At 73.5% G+C, this 21,947-nt stretch carries 16 protein-coding genes and 3 tRNA genes; 10 read left to right on the top strand and 9 right to left on the bottom strand.

What is annotated here, in order from left to right; all coding sequences use genetic code 11:
• Positions 1-161: 161 nt before the first annotated feature.
• From ACF062_RS03730 to ACF062_RS03720, 3 genes are all read left to right on the top strand, one after another.
• Positions 162-234, top strand: a tRNA-Asn gene (locus tag ACF062_RS03730).
• A gap of 5 nt (positions 235-239) precedes the next feature.
• Positions 240-312 (top strand) — tRNA-Asn (locus ACF062_RS03725).
• Positions 313-487: 175 nt separating this feature from the next.
• Positions 488-561, top strand: a tRNA-Ile gene (locus ACF062_RS03720).
• 120 nt (positions 562-681) lie between these two features.
• Here the strand turns inward: ACF062_RS03720 and ACF062_RS03715 are convergent.
• Positions 682-1,743, bottom strand: a complete 1,062-nt coding sequence (locus ACF062_RS03715) for a YihY/virulence factor BrkB family protein (RefSeq protein ID WP_392135196.1) — start codon at positions 1,741-1,743, stop codon at positions 682-684.
• Between the two features lie 168 nt (positions 1,744-1,911).
• Here ACF062_RS03715 and ACF062_RS03710 point away from each other — a divergent pair, with 168 nt between their 5' ends.
• From ACF062_RS03710 to ACF062_RS03700, 3 genes are all read left to right on the top strand, one after another.
• Positions 1,912-2,310 carry a helix-turn-helix transcriptional regulator gene (locus ACF062_RS03710; protein ID WP_356573492.1) on the top strand — a complete coding sequence of 133 codons (399 nt, stop codon included), beginning with the start codon at positions 1,912-1,914 and terminating at the stop codon, positions 2,308-2,310.
• 35 nt (positions 2,311-2,345) lie between these two features.
• Complete coding sequence (gene modA / locus ACF062_RS03705; protein WP_392135193.1) at positions 2,346-3,155, top strand: molybdate ABC transporter substrate-binding protein; 810 nt, start codon at positions 2,346-2,348, stop codon at positions 3,153-3,155.
• 134 nt (positions 3,156-3,289) lie between these two features.
• Entirely contained in the window at positions 3,290-5,239 is a 1,950-nt protein-coding gene (locus ACF062_RS03700; protein ID WP_392135190.1) for an ABC transporter permease, read from the top strand.
• A gap of 21 nt (positions 5,240-5,260) precedes the next feature.
• On the opposite strand, the gene ACF062_RS03695 is transcribed toward ACF062_RS03700, so the two are convergent.
• From ACF062_RS03695 to ACF062_RS03685, 3 genes are all read right to left on the bottom strand, one after another.
• Positions 5,261-6,937 carry a GAF domain-containing protein gene (locus ACF062_RS03695; RefSeq protein WP_392136507.1) on the bottom strand — a complete coding sequence of 559 codons (1,677 nt, stop codon included), beginning with the start codon at positions 6,935-6,937 and terminating at the stop codon, positions 5,261-5,263.
• Positions 6,938-6,981: 44 nt separating this feature from the next.
• The gene (locus tag ACF062_RS03690) at positions 6,982-8,019 is read right to left on the bottom strand and encodes a rod shape-determining protein (RefSeq protein WP_392135188.1); all 1,038 of its coding nucleotides are present in this window, start codon (positions 8,017-8,019) and stop codon (positions 6,982-6,984) included.
• 301 nt (positions 8,020-8,320) lie between these two features.
• Positions 8,321-8,923 carry a CGNR zinc finger domain-containing protein gene (locus ACF062_RS03685; RefSeq protein WP_392135185.1) on the bottom strand — a complete coding sequence of 201 codons (603 nt, stop codon included), beginning with the start codon at positions 8,921-8,923 and terminating at the stop codon, positions 8,321-8,323.
• Positions 8,924-9,005: 82 nt separating this feature from the next.
• Here ACF062_RS03685 and ACF062_RS03680 point away from each other — a divergent pair, with 82 nt between their 5' ends.
• The 4 genes from ACF062_RS03680 to ACF062_RS03665 all read left to right on the top strand — a co-directional run bounded on the left by ACF062_RS03680 (position 9,006) and on the right by ACF062_RS03665 (position 16,359).
• Positions 9,006-9,800 carry an MBL fold metallo-hydrolase gene (locus ACF062_RS03680; RefSeq protein WP_392135182.1) on the top strand — a complete coding sequence of 265 codons (795 nt, stop codon included), beginning with the start codon at positions 9,006-9,008 and terminating at the stop codon, positions 9,798-9,800.
• A 142-nt stretch (positions 9,801-9,942) separates the two neighbouring features.
• On the top strand, positions 9,943-11,028 hold the full coding sequence (locus ACF062_RS03675; RefSeq protein WP_392135180.1) for an LLM class flavin-dependent oxidoreductase: 1,086 nt from the start codon (positions 9,943-9,945) through the stop codon (positions 11,026-11,028).
• Between the two features lie 215 nt (positions 11,029-11,243).
• Positions 11,244-12,569: an MFS transporter gene (locus tag ACF062_RS03670; RefSeq protein WP_392135177.1), complete on the top strand. Its 1,326-nt coding sequence runs from the start codon at positions 11,244-11,246 to the stop codon at positions 12,567-12,569.
• Between the two features lie 115 nt (positions 12,570-12,684).
• The gene (locus tag ACF062_RS03665; RefSeq protein ID WP_392135174.1) at positions 12,685-16,359 is read left to right on the top strand and encodes a S8 family serine peptidase; all 3,675 of its coding nucleotides are present in this window, start codon (positions 12,685-12,687) and stop codon (positions 16,357-16,359) included.
• Positions 16,360-16,366: 7 nt separating this feature from the next.
• Here ACF062_RS03665 and ACF062_RS03660 read toward each other — a convergent pair whose 3' ends face one another.
• The 5 genes from ACF062_RS03660 to ACF062_RS03640 all read right to left on the bottom strand — a co-directional run bounded on the left by ACF062_RS03660 (position 16,367) and on the right by ACF062_RS03640 (position 21,856).
• A complete protein-coding gene (locus tag ACF062_RS03660; RefSeq protein ID WP_392135171.1) occupies positions 16,367-17,848 on the bottom strand; it encodes an acyl-CoA synthetase in 1,482 nt (493 codons plus the stop codon).
• An 88-nt stretch (positions 17,849-17,936) separates the two neighbouring features.
• Entirely contained in the window at positions 17,937-19,112 is a 1,176-nt protein-coding gene (locus ACF062_RS03655; RefSeq protein ID WP_392135168.1) for an epoxide hydrolase family protein, read from the bottom strand.
• A gap of 73 nt (positions 19,113-19,185) precedes the next feature.
• Positions 19,186-20,265 (bottom strand): YeiH family protein, encoded by a 1,080-nt coding sequence (locus ACF062_RS03650; RefSeq protein ID WP_392135165.1) that lies wholly within the window; start codon positions 20,263-20,265, stop codon positions 19,186-19,188.
• Complete coding sequence (locus ACF062_RS03645) at positions 20,265-20,834, bottom strand: cysteine dioxygenase (RefSeq protein ID WP_392135163.1); 570 nt, start codon at positions 20,832-20,834, stop codon at positions 20,265-20,267. The genes ACF062_RS03650 and ACF062_RS03645 overlap by 1 nt, the downstream gene beginning before the upstream one ends.
• Positions 20,835-20,950: 116 nt before the next feature.
• Positions 20,951-21,856 (bottom strand): LysR family transcriptional regulator, encoded by a 906-nt coding sequence (locus ACF062_RS03640; RefSeq protein ID WP_392135160.1) that lies wholly within the window; start codon positions 21,854-21,856, stop codon positions 20,951-20,953.
• Between the last annotated feature and the right edge of the window lie 91 nt (positions 21,857-21,947).

The raw sequence follows: 21,947 nt of genomic DNA, 5'->3' as shown, positions 1-21,947 counted from the left end.
TTCTGTCACGCGGCTGTCACTCGTCTGTCGCTCGTCTGCTGATCGGCCGAGGGGATACCGATTGGCGGAGCACCCCCCTGCTTGCGCTAATGTATGTGTCGCAGCGAGCGACCGCCGCCCGGAGAGTTCCCAGGTAGGTGCGTTCGATGCAAACGAGACGATCCCCTGTAGCTCAATTGGCAGAGCAGCCGGCTGTTAACCGGCAGGTTACTGGTTCGAGTCCAGTCGGGGGAGCTCGGTCTCCTGTAGCTCAATTGGCAGAGCAGCCGGCTGTTAACCGGCAGGTTACTGGTTCGAGTCCAGTCGGGAGAGCTGTACGGAAGGACCCCTGAGGAGCCTCTCAGGGGTCTTTTCCGTACCCCGTGGAACCACGACGGCTGCCCTGCGGTCATCATGGTCGAGCGTTGCCGACCATCCGAAGCAGGAGATCGTATGAGCGGCTATGCTGCGGCAGACGGCGCGCACAAATGTGCGCGACGCGCCGTTAGGGGCGGTAGCTCAGCCGGTTAGAGCAGCGGACTCATAATCCGTCGGCCGTGGGTTCGAGTCCCACCCGCCCCACACAGGGTTCTCCCAGCAGAACCGTTTCTACCCGTGAAGACGGTGGAACAGGGGCCGCCGCGCTGACGCGCCGGCCCCTTTCGCACGTCCGGACCAAGGCGTGCCGGGTCGAGTGCCGCGTCAGGGTGCCGGGTCGGGACGGGAGTCGCGGCGGCGGGGCCAGGTGCGGGTGTCGCGGGGTTCCACGTACGGCTCCTCCTCGGCGGGCATGCCGCCGCTGATCGCGCGCTGGCGGGCCAGTTCGGCGTCGAATTCCAGGCCGAGCAGGATGGCGAGATTCGACAGCCACAGCCAGACCAGGAAGATGACGACACCGGCCAGGGTGCCGTACGTCTTGTTGTACGAGGCGAAATTCGCGACGTAGAGCGCGAAGCCGCCGGAGGCCAGCAGCCACAGGAGTACGGCGAGCACGCTGCCGGGGCTCAGCCAGCGGAAGCCGGGGCCACGGACGTTGGGGGCGCGCCAGAACAGCAGGGCGATCATCATCATGACGATGATCAGCAGCACCGGCCACTTCGCGATGGACCAGGCGGTGACCGCCGCGTCGCCCACGCCGACGGCGTCGCCCGCGCGCTCGGCGAGCGGTCCCGTGAAGACCACGAGCAGCGCGCTGATGGCGAGCAGGATCATCAGGGCCACGGTCAGCGCGATCCGCAGCGGTGTCAGCTTCCACACCGGGCGGCCCTCGGGCAGGTCGTAGACGGCGTTGGAGGCGCGGATGAAGGCCCCCACGTAACCGGACGCGGACCACATGGCGAGGACCAGGCCCGCGATCGCCACCACGCCGCTGGTGCCGCCGCTGCCCTCCAACTGGCGTACGGCGTCGCTCAACAGGTCGCGCACCGGACCCGGGGCCAGCTTGTCCAGGTTGTTCAGCACGGAGTCGGTGGCCTTCTTCCCGATCACGCCGAGGACCGAGACCAGGACGAGCAGCGCGGGGAAGAGCGACAGGACGCCGTAGTAGGTCAGGGCGGCGGCACGGTCCGGCAGGTCGTCGTCCATGAACTCCTGGCCGGTGCGGCGCAGCACCGACCACCAGGAGCGGGCGGGCAGGTCGGTGGGTTCGTCGGGGGCCGCCTCCTCGACCTCGGGGGCCGGGCCGTGCTCGCTCCTGGGGGCGTGGGGCCTGTCCTGGTGGTCGTCGTGCTCGCTCTCGCGCTTGTGCCTGCCGAAGAGTGCCATGCGGGGGCGAGTTGGCCGACTGGGCCGAGGTATGCCTGGCGGCCCGCGGTGCCTGGCCCGGGGAGCGCGTCCGGCCCTTTGGGGCTTCCTCCAGGGGCGAGCGCAGCTGCCATGGAGAATCCGATCAAATATTTCAGATGCGAGCCGATCGGGCCTATCTTGTCGCACATGCAGTCCTACACGATCGGGCAGGCCGCGCGTCTGCTCGGGGTCAGTCCCGACACCGCCCGCCGCTGGGCGGACGCCGGCCGGGTCGCCACGCACCGCGACGAAGGCGGGCGGCGGCTCATCGACGGCCGTGACCTGGCCGCCTTCTCCATCGAGGTCGCGCAGGGCGGTGGCGCGGCCGAGGACGACGTCCCGTACACCTCCGCCCGCAACGCCTTCCCCGGCATCGTCACCGCCGTGAAGCTCGGTGACGTCGCCGCCCAGGTGGAGATCCAGGCGGGCCCGCACCGCCTGGTCTCCCTGCTGACCCGTGAGGCGGTGGAGGAACTCGGCCTGGAGGTCGGGGTGCAGGCCACCGCCCGGGTCAAGTCCACCAGCGTGCACATCGACCGTGCCTGAGCCGATCGACCGTGCCTGAGCCAGGAGCCCCAGCCATGTCCCCGTGCCACCCGAAGTCCCTCGCCGCGCGCCGTGCCGCCGCCGCTGCCGCGACCGTCGCGCTGCTCGTTCCGCTCGCCGCCGCCTGCGGCGATGACGACGACAGCGCGGGCAAGAAGGGCGGGGGGGCCGGCGGCGAGAACGTCCGTCTCACCGTCCTCGCCGCCTCCTCCCTCACCGATGTCTTCGCCACCGCCGAGAAGGCGTACGAGAAGGAGCACCCGGGCACGGACCTCACGGTCTCCGCGGCCGGTTCGCAGGAGCTCGCCGCGCAGGTCAAGCAGGGCTCGCCCGCCGATGTGCTGGTCACGGCCGACACCAAGACCATGGACGGGCTCAAGGCGGAGACCGGCGCGCCCACCGTGATCGCCAAGAACCGGCTCGTGATCGCCACGCGTGAGGGCAACCCGGACCGGATCAAGGGGCTGAAGGACCTCGCGGACCGCGGCCTGAAGGTCGTACTCGCGGACGACACCGTGCCGGTCGGGCGCTACAGCAAGGAGGTCCTTGACCGGCAGGGCGTCGAGGTGAAGCCCGTGTCGAAGGAGGCCAACGTCCGCTCCGTGCAGAGCAAGGTCGAACTCGGCGAGGCCGACGCCGGGATCGTCTACCGGACGGACGCCGCCACCGCGCCCGGCAAGGTCGACGCCGTCGAGATCCCGGACGCGCAGAACGCCGTGGCGTCCTACCCCGCCGCGACCCTCAAGAGCTCCGAGAACGGCGCTGCCGCCGCCGCGTTCGTGAAGTGGCTCAGCGGCCCCGAGGCGCAGAAGATCCTGCGGGACGCGGGCTTCCAGAAGCCGTAGCGGGGCCTCCGCTTCCGGTAGACCGGCTTGCGGACCTTCGCCGCCGGCACCTCGACTTCCGGGCGCCCGACGCCTCCCCGCAGCGGGCGCCCGGTCGCACGTTTCGCGTCAGACCACCGATCCCAGGACCGCCGATGAGCCGCCTCCGTCCCCGCGCGCCGGGGCGTCCCCGGACGCCCCTCGCCCTCGCGCTGCCCGCGCTCCTGGCGGTCGCGTTCCTGTTGATGCCGCTCATCGGCATCCTCGTACGCACCGAGTGGGGCGAGCTGGCCGACCACCTCTCCGCGCCCGGCGTCACCGAGGCCCTGAAGCTGTCGATGCTGGTGTCCTTCTGGGCGCTCGGGTTCTCCCTGCTGCTCGGGGTGCCGCTGGCCTGGCTGCTGGCGCGCGTGGACTTCCCCGGGAAGGGCTTCGTACGGTCCCTCGTGCTGCTGCCGATGGTGCTGCCGCCGACCGTCGGCGGTGTCGCGCTGCTGCTCGGCTTCGGGCGGCGCGGGCTGCTCGGGCCGTGGCTGGAGAACACGTTCGGGATCGTGCTGCCGTTCCACACCTCCGGCGCGGTGGTCGCGGCGACGTTCGTGTCGATGCCGTTCCTCGTGATCAGCCTGGAGGGCGCGCTCGGCGGGCTGCGGCCCGGCTTCGAGGAGACGGCGGCCTCCCTGGGAGCCTCTCCCGTACGGGTGTTCTTCACCGTCACGCTGCCGATGGTCGCCCCCGGGCTGGTCGCCGGGGCCGCGCTGACCTGGGCGCGGGCGCTCGGCGAGTTCGGCGCGACGATCACCTTCGCGGGCAACCTCCCCGGCACCACGCAGACCCTGCCGCTCCAGGTGTACCTGCTGCTCCAGGACTCCCCGGAGGCCGCGACCTCCCTGTCGCTGCTGCTGCTCGCCATCGCCATGGCCGTGCTGATCGGGCTGCGGGGGCGGTGGTCGGCCGGAGCGACCATGAGGACCGCCGCACCGGCCGCACCGGGGGACGGCCCGCTGGCGGAGGACGGGGCGGAGGACGGGCCCGAGCCGCTCGTCGAAGCCGTGGGACCGCAGGAGAAATGGGGTCTGCACGCCGACGTCACCGGCGCCAACCAGCAGACACTCGACGCGGAACCCGGCACCACCATCGCCGTCGTCGGGCCCAACGGCGCGGGCAAGACCACCCTGCTGCGCGCCCTCCTCGGCCTGACGCCCCGCGCCCACGCCCGGCTGCGGCTCGGCGAACGCGACGTCACCGCGCTGCCGCCGCACCGCCGAGGAGTCGCCTGGGTGCCCCAGGAAGGGGCGCTCTTCCCGCATCTGAGCGCGCTCGGCAACACCGCCTACGGGCTGCGCGCGCAGGGCGTCCGGCGCGCGCGGGCCCGCCGTGAGGCGCAGGCCTGGCTGGACCGGCTCGGCGTCGGCCACCTCGCGCACCGCAGGCCCGCGCAGTTGTCCGGCGGGCAGGCCCAGCGGGTCGCCCTCGCGCGGGCGCTCGCCGCCCGGCCCCGGCTGCTGCTCCTGGACGAACCGCTCGCCGCCCTCGACCAGACCACCCGCGCCCACGTCCGGCACACCCTGCGGCGTCACCTCGACGGCTTCGGCGGGGTCTGCCTCGTCGTCACGCACGACCCCGTCGAGGCGGTGTCGCTGGCCGACCGGGTCCTCGTACTCGACGACGGGCGTACGTTGCAGGACGCGCCGCCCGCCGAAGTCACCCGGCACCCGCGCTCGCCCTGGGTGGCGCGGATGCTCGGCCGCAACGCCTGGCCGGGCACGGCCGCCGCGGACGGCACGCTCGTGCTGGCGGGGGAGGGGCGGCTGGTCGTCGCCGACCCGCCGGCCGAGGGCACGCGGGCGCTCGCCGTCATCGCGCCGGAGGCCGTCTCGGTGCACCGCGGCCGGCCCGAGGGGAGCCCGCGCAACGTATGGCGCGGGACGGTGCGGGAGATCACGGCCGCCGGGAGCAGGCTGCGGGTCCTGATCGTCTCGGGGCAGGCGCCCGACCTGGTCGCCGAGATCACCCCGCAGGCGGCGGCCGAACTGGGGCTCGTGGACGGCGCCGAGGTGTGGACCAGCGTGAAGGCCACGGAGGTGACGGTGGTCGCGCTCTGACCCGCCGCGCCGCCGACCCCTCTACAGCGGTGCCTGCCAGGTGACCGTCGTGCCCGCCTCCACGCCGTCCGTGGCCCCGTCGTCGTACACCGTCAGACGTACGCCTTCGCGGCCGTCGGGGAGCGTGGCCCGCGCGTCGACCGCCACGTCGACCCGGGTGACGCCGGTACGGCGCGACACGGCGGCCAGGGCGCGGCGCAGGGCGGCGAGGAGATGGCTCCCCGCCGGGTCCGCGATCCGGGTGTCGACCGCGCCGGCGAAGTGCACCGAGGGCTGGACGCCGAGGAGCGCGGCGGCGCCCGCCGTCTCGCGCAGGACCTTGCCGCGGAAGGTGGCCGGGGCGTCGGCGGGCGGCTGCTGGAGGGCGAAGATGGCCGTGCGGACCTCCTGGATGGTGGACTCCAGCTCGTCGACGGCCTGGTCGAGGGTGGACTCGACCTTCGACGACCGGGCCTTGCGGCGGGTCGACTCCAGCATCATCCCGGTCGCGAAGAGACGCTGGACGACGAGGTCGTGCAGGTCGCGGGCGATGCGGTCGCGGTCCTCGAAGACCGCGAGGCGCTCCCTGCTCTGCTGGGCGTCGGCGAGGACCAGCGCGAGGGCGGCCTGCGAGGCGAACTGGGTGGCGAGCAGCCGCTCGGCGGCGGTGTAGGCGGGGGCGCCCCGTCTGCGGGGCAGCGCGAGCGTCCCGATGAGCCGGCCGCCGGCCTGGAGCGGCAGCATCATGCTGGGGCCGAAACGGACGCGTACGTGGGTCGTCATCCGGGGGTCGGTCGCGGAGTCCTCGATGAACACCGGTTCGCCGCCGAGCAGTTGGGTGAGGACCGCGCTGCCGGGTTCGATGGTGGTGCCGATGAGGTCGTCGTAGGTGGGCGGTGAGGGCGTGGGGCCGGGGCTCGGGCTGGGGGGTCCTGTGCCGGGGGAGGTGTCGGTGTCGGGCGGCGGGGTCTTCTCCGTCCGGTCCGCTCGGTCCGCCCGGTTCGCCCGGTCCGGCTGGTCCGCCCGGTCCGGCTGGGGCGTCGTGGCTGCCGTGACGGGCCCGGTGCCCGCGGGGCGGTCGCCCGCCGAGGCGCCCCAGCCATGGGGCTCGCCGTCCGTGGAGGCGGCGACGATCCGCATGCCGCCCGCCTCCGTGGGCTGCAGGATCACGCCCGCCGCCGCGCCCGCGAGGATCCGTGCCCGGTCGGCGACCGTCATCAGCGCGTCGGCCGCCGCCTCGCCGGTGAGCAGGGCCGTGGTGACCGCCGCCGCGCCCTCGATCCAGCGCTCCCGCTGCCGGGCCGCCTCGAACAGACGGGCGTTGCCGATCGCGATGCCCGCCTGGCTCGCCAGGACCTTCAGGAGCTGCCGGTCCTCGTCGGTGAACGGCCCCCGCGTCTTCTTCGCGAGCAGGAGGTCACCGAACGCCTCGTCCTGGACGGGGATCGGTACGCGGATGACGTCGCCGCCCGCCTCCTCGGCGGGGCCCCGGCCGGGGCCGCCCGCCACGAACACCTCGGCGGGGCCTTCGTGTGCGGACACTCCGGCACCGGCATCGGCACCGCCGACGTCGAGTGTGCCGTACTCCGCCCCGGTCAGCCGGGCCGCGCTGTCCACGATGTGCTGGAGCGTGGCGTGCAGGCCGAGATCCGTGCCGACGCTGAGGACGGCCTCCAGCAGTGGCATCGGCGGCAGCGGCGCCTCCGCTCCGTCGGGCATCTCGGTCACGCGCTCCGTGTCGCCGGCTCGGGGTAGCGCGCCGGTCAGGCGGACAACGGGTCCAGGGCCAGCGGCTGGGTCTTGCCCTCCAGCATGGCACCGAGGCCCAGCACGGCGCACACGTCCGGCCGTTCCGCGATTTGTACGGGCATTCCGGTCGCGTCCCGCAGCATCTGGTCGAGCCCGGGGAGCCGCGCGCTGCCGCCGACCATCATGATCCCGCGGTCCGCGAGGTCGGCGACCAGGTCCGGCGGGCAGTCCCGCAGCACCTTGCCGATGCCGTCGAGCACGGCGGTGAGCGGGGTGTGGATCGCTTCGCGTACGGCGGCGGTGTCGACGTGGACCGAGCGGGCGAGGCCCGTCGCGACGTCCCTGCCGTGGATCTCCGTGGACTCCGGGCCGTGCGGGGTGAGGCCGTTGCCGCTCAGGGCGAGCTGGAGGGGGCGTACGGACTGCGAGGGCAGCATCAGTTCGTGCTGGTGGCGCAGGTGCTGGACGATCGCGTGGTCGATGGCCTCGCCGCCCACGGGGATCCGTTCGGCCGTCACGATCGAACCCATGGAGAGGACCGCGACCTGGGTGGTGGCGGCGCCGCAGACCAGGATCATCGTCGCCTCGGGGCGCTCCACCGGCAGCCCGCAGCCGACGGCCGCCGCGATGAGGGTGTCCACCAGCTCGACCCGGCGGGCGCCGAGCCCGACCATCGTCTCGATGGCGGCGCGCTGCGCGAGCGGGTCCGCGTCGTGCGGGGTGCAGGCGGCGGCGCGCAGCCGCGGTTTGCGGCGCAGGGCGCGGCGGAGCTTCTCGCCGAGGAGGTGGCGCAGCATCCGCTGGGCCATCTCGATGTCGACGACGGTGCCGCCGGAGACGGGGCGGACCACGCGAATGTATCCCGGGGTGCGGCCCGTCATCTGCTCGGCGAACTGGCCGACCGCGATGAGCGCGCCCGTGCGGGTGTTCACGGCGGCGGCGCTCGGCTCGTCGACGACGAGGCCCGCGCCCTTCACGAACACCCGGGTGCGCGCGGCCCCCAAATCGACGGCGATGTGGCAGCGGCGCAGCTGCTCCAGACTGACGGTCATGGCAGGTCCTCCCGAGAGCGCAGACCATACGGACCGACGGTCTGCGGCCCTGTCTCGCATCGTGCGCCGCGCGCGGGGGCCGCGCGCGGCGGGCTGAGCCGGGTGGGGCGCGGCCGTACGGGTGGTGTTGGGGGGCGTTGGGTGGTGCGTCCGCCGACCGCTGGGGGTGCGGTGCGTCCGCCGTTCCGGGCGGTGCGGTGCGTCCGCCGTCTCGGGCGGTGCGGTGCGTCCGCCGTCTCGGGCGGTGCGGTGTTCCGTCGGCCTGGATGGTGCGGTGCCCCGGGACGGCGATGCGGCGGCGTCAGTCCGTCGCGGTGCGGCGGGCGTAGGCGCGGGCGGCGCGGGCGCGGTCGCCGCAGCGGGTGGAGCACCACTGGCGGCGGCCGTGTTTGAGCAGGAAGCGGTTGCAGGGCGGGGAGGCGCAGGCGGTCAGGCGGGCGGCGTCGGGGGAGGTGAGCAGGTCGGCGGTGTCGGCGGCGATGACTGCCAGGGCGTGCTCGACGATCGCGGTGGTGGGGTGGGGTGCGGCGCGGTAGGGGCCGGTCTTCTCGTCCCACAGCAGCAGGGACGCGGTGGGGACGCGGGTCATCGCGTCGTTGATCGCCTTGACGGCGGCGGGCAGGGCGGGCAGGCCGGCGGCGCGGGAGGCCAGCAGTGACCTGACCTGTTCGCGCAGCGCGCGCAGTTGCGTCGCGCACACCTCCGCCAGACCGGCGTCGGCGGGGGCGAGCTCGCGCCGCGCCAGCCACTGCTCGGCCCGCGCCGGGCTGCTCAGGAGGTCGGCCGTGTGCCCGCCGGGCAGGGCGACGGCGCTGTTGGCCAGGGCCAGGGCGGGGTGCTCCGCCTCGCCCGGCGCCGAGGGCAGGGCTGCTTCTTCCATCACGGACTCTTCCACCCTCCTCATGGTACGGGTTGCTTTCATCCGTGAGACATGCCTACAGTCGACTCACGGTTAACAAGCTATCTATCCGTGAGGAAATCCTTTCGTGTCTTCTCCGACCCCGCAGAGCAGCCCGTTCCCCGTCCGGGTCTTCGGTGGCCCGACCGCTCTGTTCGAGTACGGCGGCCTGCGCTTTCTCACCGACCCGACCTTCGACGGCCCCGGCGACCACCAGGCACCGGCCGTCGTGCTGACCAAGACGGCGGCGGCCGACGGCAGCCCGGCCGATCTCGGCCGTGTCGACGTGGTCCTGCTCTCGCACGACGAGCACGCCGACAACCTCGACACCTCAGGCCGGGCCCTGCTCGCCGACGTCCCGCTGACGCTCACCACCCCCGGCGGTGGGGAGCGCCTCGGGGAGGCGGCCACCGGCCTCGCCGACTGGCAGTCGGTCGAACTGGAGCGCAGGGACGGCGGCCCCGGCACGGTCACCGTGACCGGCGTGCCCGCCATTCACGGCCCCGGTCCGCGCGAAGAGGTCGAGCCGATCTGCGGCGAGGTCGTCGGGTTCGTCCTGACCGGCGAGGGCCTGCCCACGGTCTACGTCAGCGGCGACAACGCCTCACTCGACGCGGTCAGGGAGATCGCCGGGCGTTTCGCCCCGGTGGACACGGCCCTGCTCTTCGCCGGAGCGCCCCGCTTCTCCGGGGTCTTCGACGGCGGGCTGATCGTCCTGGACAGCGCCCAGGCCGCCCAGGCCACGAAGATCCTCGACGCCGGCCGCGTGGTCCCCGTCCACTACGACAGCTGGGCCCACTTCACCGAGGGCCGCGACGAGCTCGTCGCCGCCTTCGCCGCCGCCGGTCTCACCGAACGCGTCGACTTCGGCGTCCGCGGCTGACCCCACGTACGCCGGGCACGTACACCGGGCCCGCACACCGGACATGGCCGGGTGCCGGCCGGCAGAGACCCGCCGCGACTGTCGGCCGGCGCCCGGCCCCGCCCCACCCTTGCCTCCCGTACCACCGAAGGACCGCACCACCATGACCGACCCGATCCGCGGCACCCGCCACGGCTCCGCCCCCGCCGCCCTGTCCGTACTGGACTCCGCCATGACGGGCACCGGCCAGACAGCCGCGCAGGCGCTGGCCGGCAGCATCGAACTCGCCCGGCTCGCCGACCGGCGCGGCTTCACCCGCTACTGGATGAACGAGCACCACGCCATGCCCGGCGTCTCCACCTCCAGCCCGCCCGTCCTGCTGGCCCGGCTCACCGCGGAGACCAGCAGACTGCGGCTCGGCGCGGGCGGGATCATGCTGCCCAACCATCCGCCACTGGTCGTCGCCGAACAGTTCGGCATGCTGGGCGCCCTCGCCCCCGGCCGCATCGACCTGGGCCTCGGCCGCGCCCCGGGCACCGATCACGCCACGGCCGCCGCCCTGCGCCGCGGCGCGAGCAGCGACGAGGACTTCCCCCGGCAGGTGACCGAGCTGCTGCACCTCCTCGCCGACGACTTCCCGGCCGAGCACCCCTACGCCGACCGCGTATACGCCGTGCCAGGGCCGGCCCAGGACCGGCTCAACGGCGTCACCCCGCCCACCGGCCGCCTGCCGGTATGGCTGCTCGGCTCGTCCGGCTACTCGGCGCGGCTCGCCGCCCGGCTCGGCCTGCCGTTCGCCTTCGCCGCGCACTTCAACCCGCGCGATGTCGTGGCCGCCCTGCGCCTGTACCGCGAGCAATTCACTCCGTCCCAGGCCCTGGCCGAGCCGTACGCGCTGGTCAGCTTCACCGTCGCCGCGTCCGACGACGAGCGCGAGGCCCGCCGCCAGGCCGGCACCCTCGCGCACGCCATGCTCCGCATGTTCCAGCGCAAGCCCTACCTCCTGCCGTCCCCCGAGCAAGTGGACGCCTACACCTACGACGCCCGGGAACGCCAGGCCGTCGAGAGCTGGCTGACCCACGTCCCGCACGGCACCCCCGAGCAGGTCACCGCCCACCTGAACCAGGTCCAGCGGGACTCCGGCGCCGACGAACTCATGATCGGCAGCGTCGGTCACTCCGTCCAGGCCCGGCTGCGCTCCACCGAACTGATCGCCGACGCCTACGGCATGCCGGACAGCCCGCACTGACGCGGGACGGGCGGACCTCCGCCCGGCGACGCCCTCCACCCTTCACCGCCAAGAACCCCTGCTTCCCGAGGAGTTCCCCAGGAGTTCCCATGGCCACCGTCCTCGCCCTGTCCGGTGGCCCGTCCCCTACCGCGTCCCTCGCCCGCGCGAGCACCGGACCGCCCCGCCCGGTAAACCGCCACACCGATCTCCCGGCAACCCGAAAGTACGGACCCATGGGCCGACTGTCCCTCACTCCCACCCGCACCCCGCCCACCACCGCTCCCGCCGCCACCCCCGCCATATCCGCGGTGCAGAAGCGCACCCTGACCGTGCTGCTCGCCTCCCAGGTCCTCAGCGGTGTCGGCCTCGCCGCCGGTGTCACCGTCGCCGGACTGCTGGCCGGGCAGATGCTCCACAACACCTCGCTGTCCGGACTGCCCATCGCCCTGCTCACCGCGGGCTCCGCCGTCGCCGCCGTCGTCATCGGACGCGTCTCCCAGCGGCTCGGCCGCCGCCCCGGACTGGCCGCCGGATATCTCACCGGCGCCCTCGGCGGTGCCGGTGTCGTCGTCGCGGCCGCGCTCGACAGCCCCGCGCTGCTGTTCGTCTCCCTGTTCCTCTACGGCGCCGGCACCACGTCCAACCTCCAGGCCCGGTACGCGGGAGCCGACCTCGCCGCACCCCACCAGCGCGCCCGCGCCACCTCGACCGTCATCGTCGCCACCACCGCCGGCGGCATCGCCGGACCTCTGCTCGCCACCCCCGCCGGGCACCTCGCGACCGCCCTCCACCTGCCCGAGCTGACCGGCCTGTTCCTCCTCTCCACGGTCGCGTTCGCCCTGGCCGCACTCACTCTCCTCGTATGGCTGCGCCCGGACCCGCTGCTGCTCGCCCGGACCCTGCCCGCAGCCTCCGACAAATACGCACCGACCGACTCCCCCACCCGGACCGGCCCCGGCCTGCTCGTCGGCGTCGTGGTCCTGGTCCTCAGTCAGCTCGTCATGGTGGCCGTGATGACCATGACCCCCATCCACATGCACGCCCACGGCTTCGGCACCGCCGCGTCCGGGCTGGTCATCGCCCTGCACACCGGCTCCATGTACCTGCCGTCGCCGCTGGCGGGCCGCCTCGTCGACCGATTCGGTGCCACCGCGATGAGCGTGGTGACGGCCGGGACGCTGCTCACCGCGGGAGGAGTCGCCGCCCTCGCGCCCGGCCACTCCTTCACCCTGATCACCCTCGGCCTCGTCCTGCTCGGCGTCGGCTGGAGCTTCGGCCTGGTCACCGGCACCGCGATCGTCACCAACAGCACGCCCCTGGCCACCCGCGCCAAGGTCCAGGGGCTCGTCGATGTCGCCATCGCCGTGGCGGGCGCCATCGGCGGCCTGACCTCCGGCATCGTCGTGGCCTTCGCCGGCTACCCGATCCTCGCCATGCTGTGCGGCGCCCTCGCCTTCGCGGTCGCGCCCGCGGCCATCGTCACCGCCCGCAAGAGCTCCACCCACACCCCCGGCACACCCGCGGCGACGACGCGGCGGCCCTCCACACCTGGCGGGTAGTCACCTGGCGGCTTTCCGCCACCGCTCGTCAACTCCCCGGCCACGCAAGGCCCCTGACACTCTTCGCAGCACTCGGGCACCACCCCCGCCCGGGTCCGACGAAGAGAGGCAGCCCATGACCAGAGCCCCCGCGCGGCGCAGAGCCGGGGTCGCGGTTGTCGTCGGTCTCGTGTTCGCCCTGCTTCCTGCCGGGCCGAGCGCCACCGCCGACGACGCCCCCGAGGCAGCGCCCCCCGGCCCCCGCGACGCCGCCGCCCACACCGTCACCCTCATCACCGGCGACAAGGTCACCGTCACCCCGCTCCCCGGCGCCAGACGGACCGTCACCGTCGACCGCCCCGCGAAGGCGAGCGGCGCCGTGCGGACGCAGGTGGCGGGTGGCCGCGTGATCGTCGTACCGGATGAGGCGCGGCCGTATCTGCGCTCCGGGGTGCTGGACGAGCGGCTGTTCGACGTGAGTGAGCTGATCCGGCAGGGGTACGCCGACCGCGCCGGAGCACGGCTTCCGCTCATCGTCACGTACGGGAAGAACGCCCGGGGCGCCGCACGCCAAGTGCCGCGCGGGGCCCGGAAGGTGCGGTCCCTGCCGAGCGTCGCCGGGGTCGCCGTGACCGCCGAGCGGCCCGCCGCCCTGTGGCGTTCCGTGCGCGACGAGGCGTCCGGCATCGAGAAGGTCTGGCTCGACGGCCGCGTCGAGGCGGACATGGCGCGGAGCAACGAACAGATAGGCACCCCCAAGGCGTGGGAGGCCGGGCTCACGGGGAAGGGCGTGAAGGTCGCCGTCCTCGACACCGGCGTCGACGCGGGGCACCCGGATCTCGACGGTCGTATCACCGAGAGCAGGAGCTTCGTCCCCGGCGAGGAGGTCGCCGACCGCAACGGCCACGGCACCCACGTGGCGTCCACCGTCGGCGGCAGCGGCGCCGCCTCCGAGGGGGGCAAGGAGAAGGGGGTCGCGCCCGGCGCCTCCCTGGCCGTCGGCAAGGTGCTCAGCGACGAGGGTTTCGGCAGCGAGTCGGAGATCATCGCGGGGATGGAGTGGGCCGCCAAGGACGTCGGCGCCAAGGTGGTGTCCATGAGCCTCGGTTCGCAGGAGCCCAGCGACGGCACCGACCCGATGGCCGCCGCCGTGAACACCCTCTCCGAGGAGACCGGCGCCCTCTTCGTCGTCGCGGCCGGGAACACCGGAACGCCCTCCTCCATCGGCTCACCCGGCGCCGCCGACTCCGCCCTGACCATCGGCGCCGTCGACTCCGCCGACCGGGCCGCGTACTTCACGAGCCAGGGGCCGCGCGCGGGCGACCACGGGCTCAAGCCCGATCTGTCGGCGCCGGGCGTCGACATCCTCGCGGCCCGCTCCCGGCTCACCGCGGGCGAGGGCCCGTACACGGAGATGAGCGGTACGTCGATGGCGACCCCGCACGTCGCGGGCGTGGCCGCGCTGCTCGCCGAGCGGCACCCCGACTGGAACGGCGCCCGGCTCAAGGACGCCCTGATGTCCAGCTCCGTACAACTCGACGCCTCCGCGTACACGTTGGGGGCCGGACGGGTCAGCGTGCCCGACGCCGTCGACGCCCGGATCACCGCGACCGGCAGCGTCGACCTGGGCTTCCACGGCTGGCCGTACGAGGACAACCGGCCGGTGGTGAGGGACATCGTCTACGCCAACTCGTCCGACGAGTCCGTCACGTTGAGCCTGGCCGTGCGGGGCGCCGCCGACGGGGCCGCCGAACTCGCCGACACCATCCTCACCGTCCCGGCCCACGGCACCGCCTCGACCACCGTCACCGGCGACGGGGCGAAGGCGCCCGTCGGGAACACCAGCGGCCACGTCGTCGCGAGCGCCGGCGGCGAACAGGTCGCGCGGACCGCGTTCGGCCTGGTCAAGGAGGAGGAGCGGTACACGCTCACCGTGCGCGTCAAGAACCGTGACGGCGCTCCCGCCCCGGCCGACCTCGTGGTGCAGCGGCTCGCCGAGGGCGTCGACCCGTTCCCGGCCGCCGTGGGTGACTCCGGCACCCTGAAGCTGCGCCTGGCACCGGGAACGTACGCCGTGTCGTCCTTCCTCGACGTGCGCGGCGCCCGGGGCGCGGACTCGCTCGGCCTCGGCTTCCTCGCCGACCCGCAGATCACCCTCGACCGGGACCGCGAGGTCACCCTCGACGGGCGGAAGCTGCGCGAGATCAGCGCCGAGGTCGGCCGGCGCACCGAGACCCGGCAGCTGCTGATGGAGTACGACAGGAAGGCCGGCGGCGCCGAACTCCAGGGTGCCGTCCAGGTGCCCGTGAAGTACGACAGCGTCTTCGCCGCCCCCACCGCCGAGGTCACCGACGGCACCTTCGAATACCGCACGGTGTGGCGCCTCGGCAAGCCCCTCGTGGCCGTCAAGGGCCTGCGCGAGGCCGTCGCCCAGCCCGGCGGGACCATCGCCGAGGGGCGGCACAAGTGGGCGCTGGTGGACGCGGGCGACGGGGCCCCGGACGCGTACGCGGGCAAGGACGTGCGGGGCAAGGCCGTCGTCGTACGCCGCACGGACGCGGTCACCCCGGAGCGGCTCGGGCAGGCGGCGCAGGACGCGGGCGCCGCGGCGCTGTTCGTGACGGACGACCGGCCCGGCCGTCTGAACGCCTGGTTCGGCACGGACGACAACGCCGACCGGCCCCTCCAGATCACCACGGTCGACGTCGCCGACGGCGCCCGGCTCATCGCTGCGGCCAAGGCGACCAACGCGGGCGGGAGGGTCGAGAGCGTCGGGACCGTCGATACGCCGTACGTCTACGACCTCTCCGAGGGCCATGAGAAGGCCGTGCCGAAGGACCTGACCTTCCGGCCCGGCAAGCGTGGACTCGCCGTCCTGGACACGAAGTACCACGCGGTGAAGCCCGCCCGGGGCGGCGAGTTCCGGTACTCGATCACCGACACCTTCCCGGTCGGCATCGGCTTCCAGGAGGAGGTCGCCCTGCCGGCCGAGCGGACGGAGTACGTGTCCACGGGCCGGGGGCAGCTGTGGCACGAGTCCGTCTCCACCGGGCCCGGCGCCCTGGAGGAACGCAGCGGACTCGTCACGTATGAGGGCGGCGTGCGGACCGGCCTGAACTGGTTCAGGCCCGTCCTGCACCCCTGGCTCGGCACCGGCCTCGGCTGGGGCCAGACGCGCCGCGGCGACACCCTGGAGTTCAACGTGCCCGGCTGGGGCGACTCCGGCCCCGACCACACCGGCTTCGGCGACGTGTGGAACGAGGAGTCGATGACGCAGGTCAGCGAGGTCTTCGTGGACGGGGTCAGCGCCGACCGGCGCAAGAGCTCCGCGGTGTACGTGTGGGACGCGGACCCCGCCGAACGCACCTACAAGGTCGTCACCGACACCACCCTCGACCAGGCGCGGTGGCACCTCGCCACGAAGGGCCACACGGAGTGGACCGTCAGGTCGAAGCAGACCCCGGCGGACCGGAGGACCCGCCTGCCGCTGCTCAACCTCGGCTTCGACGTCGACACGTCCCTCTCTGGCGACGTGCGCGGCGGGCGGACCGTGCCCGTCGGCATCTTCTCCGAGTACGTCGCGGGGGCCGCGGACACCGGGAGCATCGGCGGCGGTGAGCTGTCGGTGTCGTACGACGAGGGCAGGACCTGGCGGGCCGTCGCCCTGGACAGGGACGGCGAGAAGGCTGCCTGGACAGGACGGTTGAAGGTGCCGGCCGGTGCCGACTCTGTGTCGCTGCGGGCCTCGGCCCGTGACGACCGGGGCGGGTCCGTGACGCAGGAGATCATCCGGGCGGTGGGGGTGAGGTGACCCCTGTTCAGGCCTTGCCGCCTCCGTTCCCCAGGGCGCGCTTCATGATCTTGCCCATGTCGTTGCGGGGCAGCGCCTCCAGGTAGTGGACGACCCGCGGCCGCTTGTGCGGGGCGAGCGAGGACGCGACGTGGGCCGCCAGCTCATCGGCCGGGGGCGGCGCGCCGGCGTCGGCGGGCACCACCCACGCCACGATCCGCTCGCCCAGGTCGGGGTCCGGCTCACCGGTGACCGCGGCCTCCCGCACCCCGGCATGGGCGAGGAGGGCGTTCTCGATCTCACCGGCGCCGATCTTGTAGCCGCCGCTCTTGATGAGGTCGGTGGCCTTGCGGCCGACGATCCGTACGTAGCCGTCGGGGTCGCGGACCGCCATGTCGCCCGTGCGGAACCAGCCGCCCGGCGCGAAGGCCGCGGCGGTCGCGTCGGGGCGGTTCAGGTACTCGGTGAAGAGGTTCGGGCCGCGCACCTGGATCTCCCCGACCGCCTCCGGACCGTCCGCCGGGAGCGGCTCGCCCGCCTCGTCGACCAGGCGCAGGTCGACCCCCGGCAGCGGCACCCCGACCGCGCCCGCGCGCGGCTCGCCGTCCGCGCGGACGCTGGTGTTCATGAGGGTCTCCGTCATGCCGTACCGCTCGATGACGCGGCGCCCCGTGGCCGCCGCGATCCGCTCGTGGTCGTGCACCGGCAGCGCGGCCGAGCCGGACACCAGCAGCCGTGCCCCGGCCAGCGCCTTCGCCAACTCCGGCTCACCGGGCAGGGCTTCGGCGATTCGGTGGTACATCGTCGGCACCCCGAACAGCATGGTCGCCCCGGCCCCCAGCTCGCGCGCCACGCCCTCGGTGCCGAACCGGCCGAGGTGGCGCACGCTGCCGCCGTGCCGCAGCGGGCCCAGCGTGCCGAGGATCAGGCCGTGCACGTGGAACAGCGGCAGGGCGTGGACGAGTACGTCGTCACCGGTCCACTGCCAGGCGTCCGCGAGGGCGTCCAGCGTGGCGGCGATCGCGCGGCGCGGCAGGACGGCGCCCTTGGGCGGGCCCGTGGTGCCGGAGGTGTAGACGATCAGGGCGGGGGCCTCGGGGTCGTCCGGCTCCGGGAACGCGGTTCCCGGGCGAGCCCCGGAGTCTCGTACGTCCATGTCGACGTCGAGCCGCGTCACATCCGCCAGCGCCTGCGGCAGTACGACGCCCGGCTCGGCCAGCACCAGTGACGGCGCGCTGTCCGCCACGATGTGCGCCAGCTCGCTGCCGCCGGACTTGGGGTTGAGCGGCACCGCGGGCACGCCCGCCCGCAGCGCGGCGACCACGGCGACGGCGGTCTCCAAGGAGGGCGTGGCCCAGACGGCGACGCGGCCCGCTCCGCGCAGGCTGCTCGCCAACGCCCCGCTGACGGCCGCCAGTTCGGCATGGCTCAGCGTGCGGTCGCCGAACCGCAGGGCCTCGTCGGCGGCTCGCGCGTGCGGGGCGGACAGGGTCGGGAAGAGGGGATCCACGTCGCGTACTCCTCGAAGTCTGCTCGGCCGATGCGGGCACACGCAGTCTCACACAGGGTGACGCTGTCCCTCCCGGGGAGCGGCCGTCTCAGCGGTAGTCGGCGAAGAACTCCCTGATCTCCGTGAGCATCAGGTCCGGCGCCTCCAGGGCGGCGAAGTGGCCGCCCCGGTCATAGTCCCGCCAGCGCACCACGTTGTTGATCTTCTCCTCGTCGCGGCGCAACGCGATGTCCTGCACGGTGAACTGCGCGACGCCCAGCGGGACGGACGTCGGCTCCGGTTCGCCCCAGGCCGCCGCCTCCTCGTGGTAGAAGGCGGCGGACGAGGCCGCGGTGCCGGTCAACCAGTAGATCGTCACGTTCGTGAGCAGCGTGTCGCGGTCGACGGCCTCGTGCGGCAGCTCCTTCTCCAGGCTCGTCATGTCCCGGAACTTGTCGACGATCCAGGCGAGTTGGCCGACCGGCGAGTCGGTCAGGCCGTACGCGAGTGTCTGCGGTCTCGTCGACTGGATCGCGATGTAGCCGCCCGCCTCGGCCATGAACTCGTTCATGCGCCGCACCCTGGCCCGCTCGCGGTCGCTGAGTGTCGGGTCGTCCTCGGCGGCGCTCGGGTAGGTGGTGCCGCCGTTCACATGGAGGGCGACGACGTGCTCCGGGTCGACGACGCCCAGCTCGCGGGTGATGCCGGCGCCGAGATCACCGCCCTGCGCGCCGTACCGGCCGTAGCCGAGCCTGCGCATCAGCTCGGCCCACGCGGTCGCGGTGCGGCGGGTGTTCCAGCCGCTGTCGGTGAGGGAGCCCGAGAAGCCGAAGCCGGGCAGGGAGGGGATCACCAGGTGGAAGTCGCGCGAGAGCGGACCGATCAGCTCGAGGAACTCCACGACCGACCCGGGCCAGCCGTGGGTGAGGAGCAGCGGCAGGGCGTCGGGGTCGGCGGACCGGACGTGCAGGAAGTGGATGTGCTGCCCGTCGATCACGGTGGTGAACTGCGGGTGCGCGTTCAGCCGCGCCTCCCAGGCCCGCCAGTCGTAGCCGTTCGCCCAGTGATCGGCCAGCTCCTTGAGGTACGCGACCGGGGTGCCGCGGCGCCAGCCCTGGCCGGGGGCCTCGCTGGGCCAGCGGGTGCGGCCGAGGCGGTCGCGGAGGTCGTCGAGATCGGCCTGGGGGACGGCGATCTCGAAGGGGCGGATCTCGAAGGCGTCCTCGGAAGTGCCCTCGGAAGTGCCCGGGAAAGTGCGCTGGGAAGTGCCCTGGAAGGTGTCCATGGAGAGGACGGTAGGGGCCCTTGCGGACAGGATGTGTCCTCAAGAACCCCGGGGTTTCGGCCGCCCTCCCACGTCAGTACGTCAGGACCACACCCACGTACGAGATCCCGGCGATCACACCCCACGCCACCAGGCCGAGCGCCGCGACCCGGCCGCCCGTGCGGGTCAGCGACGGCAGGTCGACCGCGCTGCCGAGGCCGAACAGGGCGGCGGCGAGCAGGAGTTCCTGCGCCACCTGGGCGGCGTCGATCGCACCGCCCGGCAAGAGGCCGGTCGTGCGCAGGGCGACCATGGCGAGGAAGCCCACGACGAAGAGCGGCACGAGCGGCGGACGCCGGGAACCTCCTGTCGCCGTCCCGGTCCGCTCGGCGGAGCGGGACCGCGACCGTGCCCGCACCGACAGCGCGACGGCCGCGACGAGCGGCGCCAGCAGCGCGACCCGCATCAGCTTGACCAGGACCGCGTCGCCGAGCGCCCCGGAGCCGGCCGTCTGCGCGGTCGCCACGACCTGCCCGACGTCGTGCACGCTCGCCCCGACCCAGCGGCCGAACTCCGCGTCACTGAGGCCCAACGGGACCTGGAGCAGGGGGAGTACGGCGATCGCGAGCGTGCCGCAGAGCGTCACCAGGGCCACCGAGGTGGCGGTGTCCCGCTCGTCGCTCTCGGAGACCTCGCTGACCGCGCCGATCGCGGACGCGCCGCAGATCGAGTAGCCGGTGGCGATGAGCAGCGGCTGGTCGCCGCGCAGGCCCATGCGGCGGCCGAGCCACCAGGTGCCGAAGAAGGTCACGGCGACCACGCCGAGCACCATCACGACCGAGGACCAGCCGAGCCCGAGCACGTCGTCCAGGCTCAGCTTCAGGCCGAGCAACACGATGCCGACCCGCATCAGCCGCTTCGCCGCGAACGTCAGCCCCGCCTTGCCTCGGCCGCGCACGAAGTGCCGCGCGGAGCCGGGCAGATGGGCCGCCACGATGCCGAGGACCACGGCGGCGGTGAGCATCGGCACGCCGGGCATCAGCCGGTGCACGCCCCAGGCCACGGCGACGCCCGCCGTGGCCAGCACGAGGCCGGGGACCTTGCCGTGCGGCCGACGGGGCCGCGCGGTGAGGGGGGCGGTGCGGGACTTGGCGCGTTCTCCGAGCAGCGCCATTACCGGTCGGCCGGCAGTTCGTACACCCGGCGGACGCTGCTGCCCAGGCGGGCTATGTCGGCGCCGTAGATGTGGAGGGATATCGCGCGCGTGCCGCAGGCGTTCCACACCCGGTGGATGTCGCCGGGCGGCGCGAAGCCGCAGACCGCGCCCCGCGGGTTGACGACGTCCTCCGTGGCGATGAGCCGGGCGGTCCCGCCGGGCTCGGCCGCGGGCACGAGGCGGTACCGGCGCTCGTGCTCCTCGCCCTCGTGCACGCCGGTGACGCACCACGAGACGTGGTCGTGGACGGAGGTCCGCTGCCCCGGCAGCCACACCAGGGCCACGATCGAGAAGCTGCCGTCCTGTTCGGCGTGCAGGACGTGCTGGCGGTAGCACTCGGGGTCGCCCTCGCACTGCTCGTCGGTGAGCAGGTCGGCGGCGCCGAGGTGCGGGGCGAGCCGCTCGCCGACCAGGTACGCGGTCAGGTCGGGAGGCAGTCCGCGCCCGACCGCCTCGCGCACGTCGGCGACGAGGGTGTCGAGGCGCTCTGTGGTCCGGGCGGCCCGGTACGCGGTCGGAGTGGTCATACCGGCAGCGTGGCGCCGCCTGATCCATCACGTCCAACGACAGTTTCTTGGCAACCCCACAACTTCCGCTTATGGATGGGGCGGGGGTGCGGGCGGACGGGGCGTGGGCGAGAGCGTCAGCAGCCGACGCGGTTGGCCGCCACCGTCCTCAGCTCGTCGAGCACCAGCGCGGTGGCCGGGATGCGCAGATGGTCCTTGAGGACGTACGCCGACACCTTGCGCCGCGAGGCGGGGTCCAGGGCGCGGCCCGTCACCTTGCGGTGGCACAGGAAGTTCAGGACGAGCCCCGGCATCATCGCGATGCCGAGCCCCTCGGCGACCAGGCTCTGCACGACCAGGTTGTCGTCGGTGGTGAAGGCGATGTCGGGCGCGAAGCCCAGCTCGGCGCACTCGTGCAGGAAGTTGGCACGGCAGCGCGGGCACCCCGCTATCCACCGCTCCTCCGCAAGCTCGGCGAGCTTGACCGAACGGCGGCGCGCCATGGGGTGCCCGGTGGGCAGCAGCACGGTCAGCTGGTCCTCCATGAGCGGGATCTCCGCCAGCTCGGCCGGCACCTCTTCGTGCAGGCCGGGGTAGGTGAAGGCGAGCGTGATGTCGCACTCGCCGCGCACCACGCGCCGCAGCGACTCCGGCGGCTCGTCCTCCAGGAGCTCCACGCGCACCCCCGGATGACCCGAGGCGAGGCGGGCCAGGGCCTCCGGGATGAGGGTGGCGTTGGCGCTCGGGAAGGCGCAGACCCGCACCCGCCCCGAGCGCAGCCGCGTGATCGCGTTCATCTGCTGCTGGGCGGCGGAGATGTCCTCCAGGATGATCCCCGCGTGCCGCGACAGTGCCTCGCCCGCCTCGGTCAGACGCATGCGGCGCCCGACGCGGGTGAACAGGGGGGTGCCCACGGACCGTTCCAGGGCCTTCATCTGCTGGGTGATCGCGGGCTGTGTATAGCCGAGGGAGCGGGCGGCCGCCGAGTACGACCCGGCCCGGACCACTTCGTGGAACGTCTTGATGTGCCGCGAATCGAACACCGCTGAATCATAAGCAGATGTTGGGAGGATCGAACAAGGGTGGGGGTGTGGCTTGTACGGGCCCCTGCCGAGGGGAGTGTGAGCGGCGCGC

It is taken from the genome of Streptomyces sp. NPDC015345 (assembly GCF_043078805.1).
In the GTDB taxonomy this organism is placed as follows: domain Bacteria; phylum Actinomycetota; class Actinomycetes; order Streptomycetales; family Streptomycetaceae; genus Streptomyces.
Note: the sequence above shows the minus strand (reverse complement) of the source record. Positions and strands in the feature narration are given on the sequence as shown.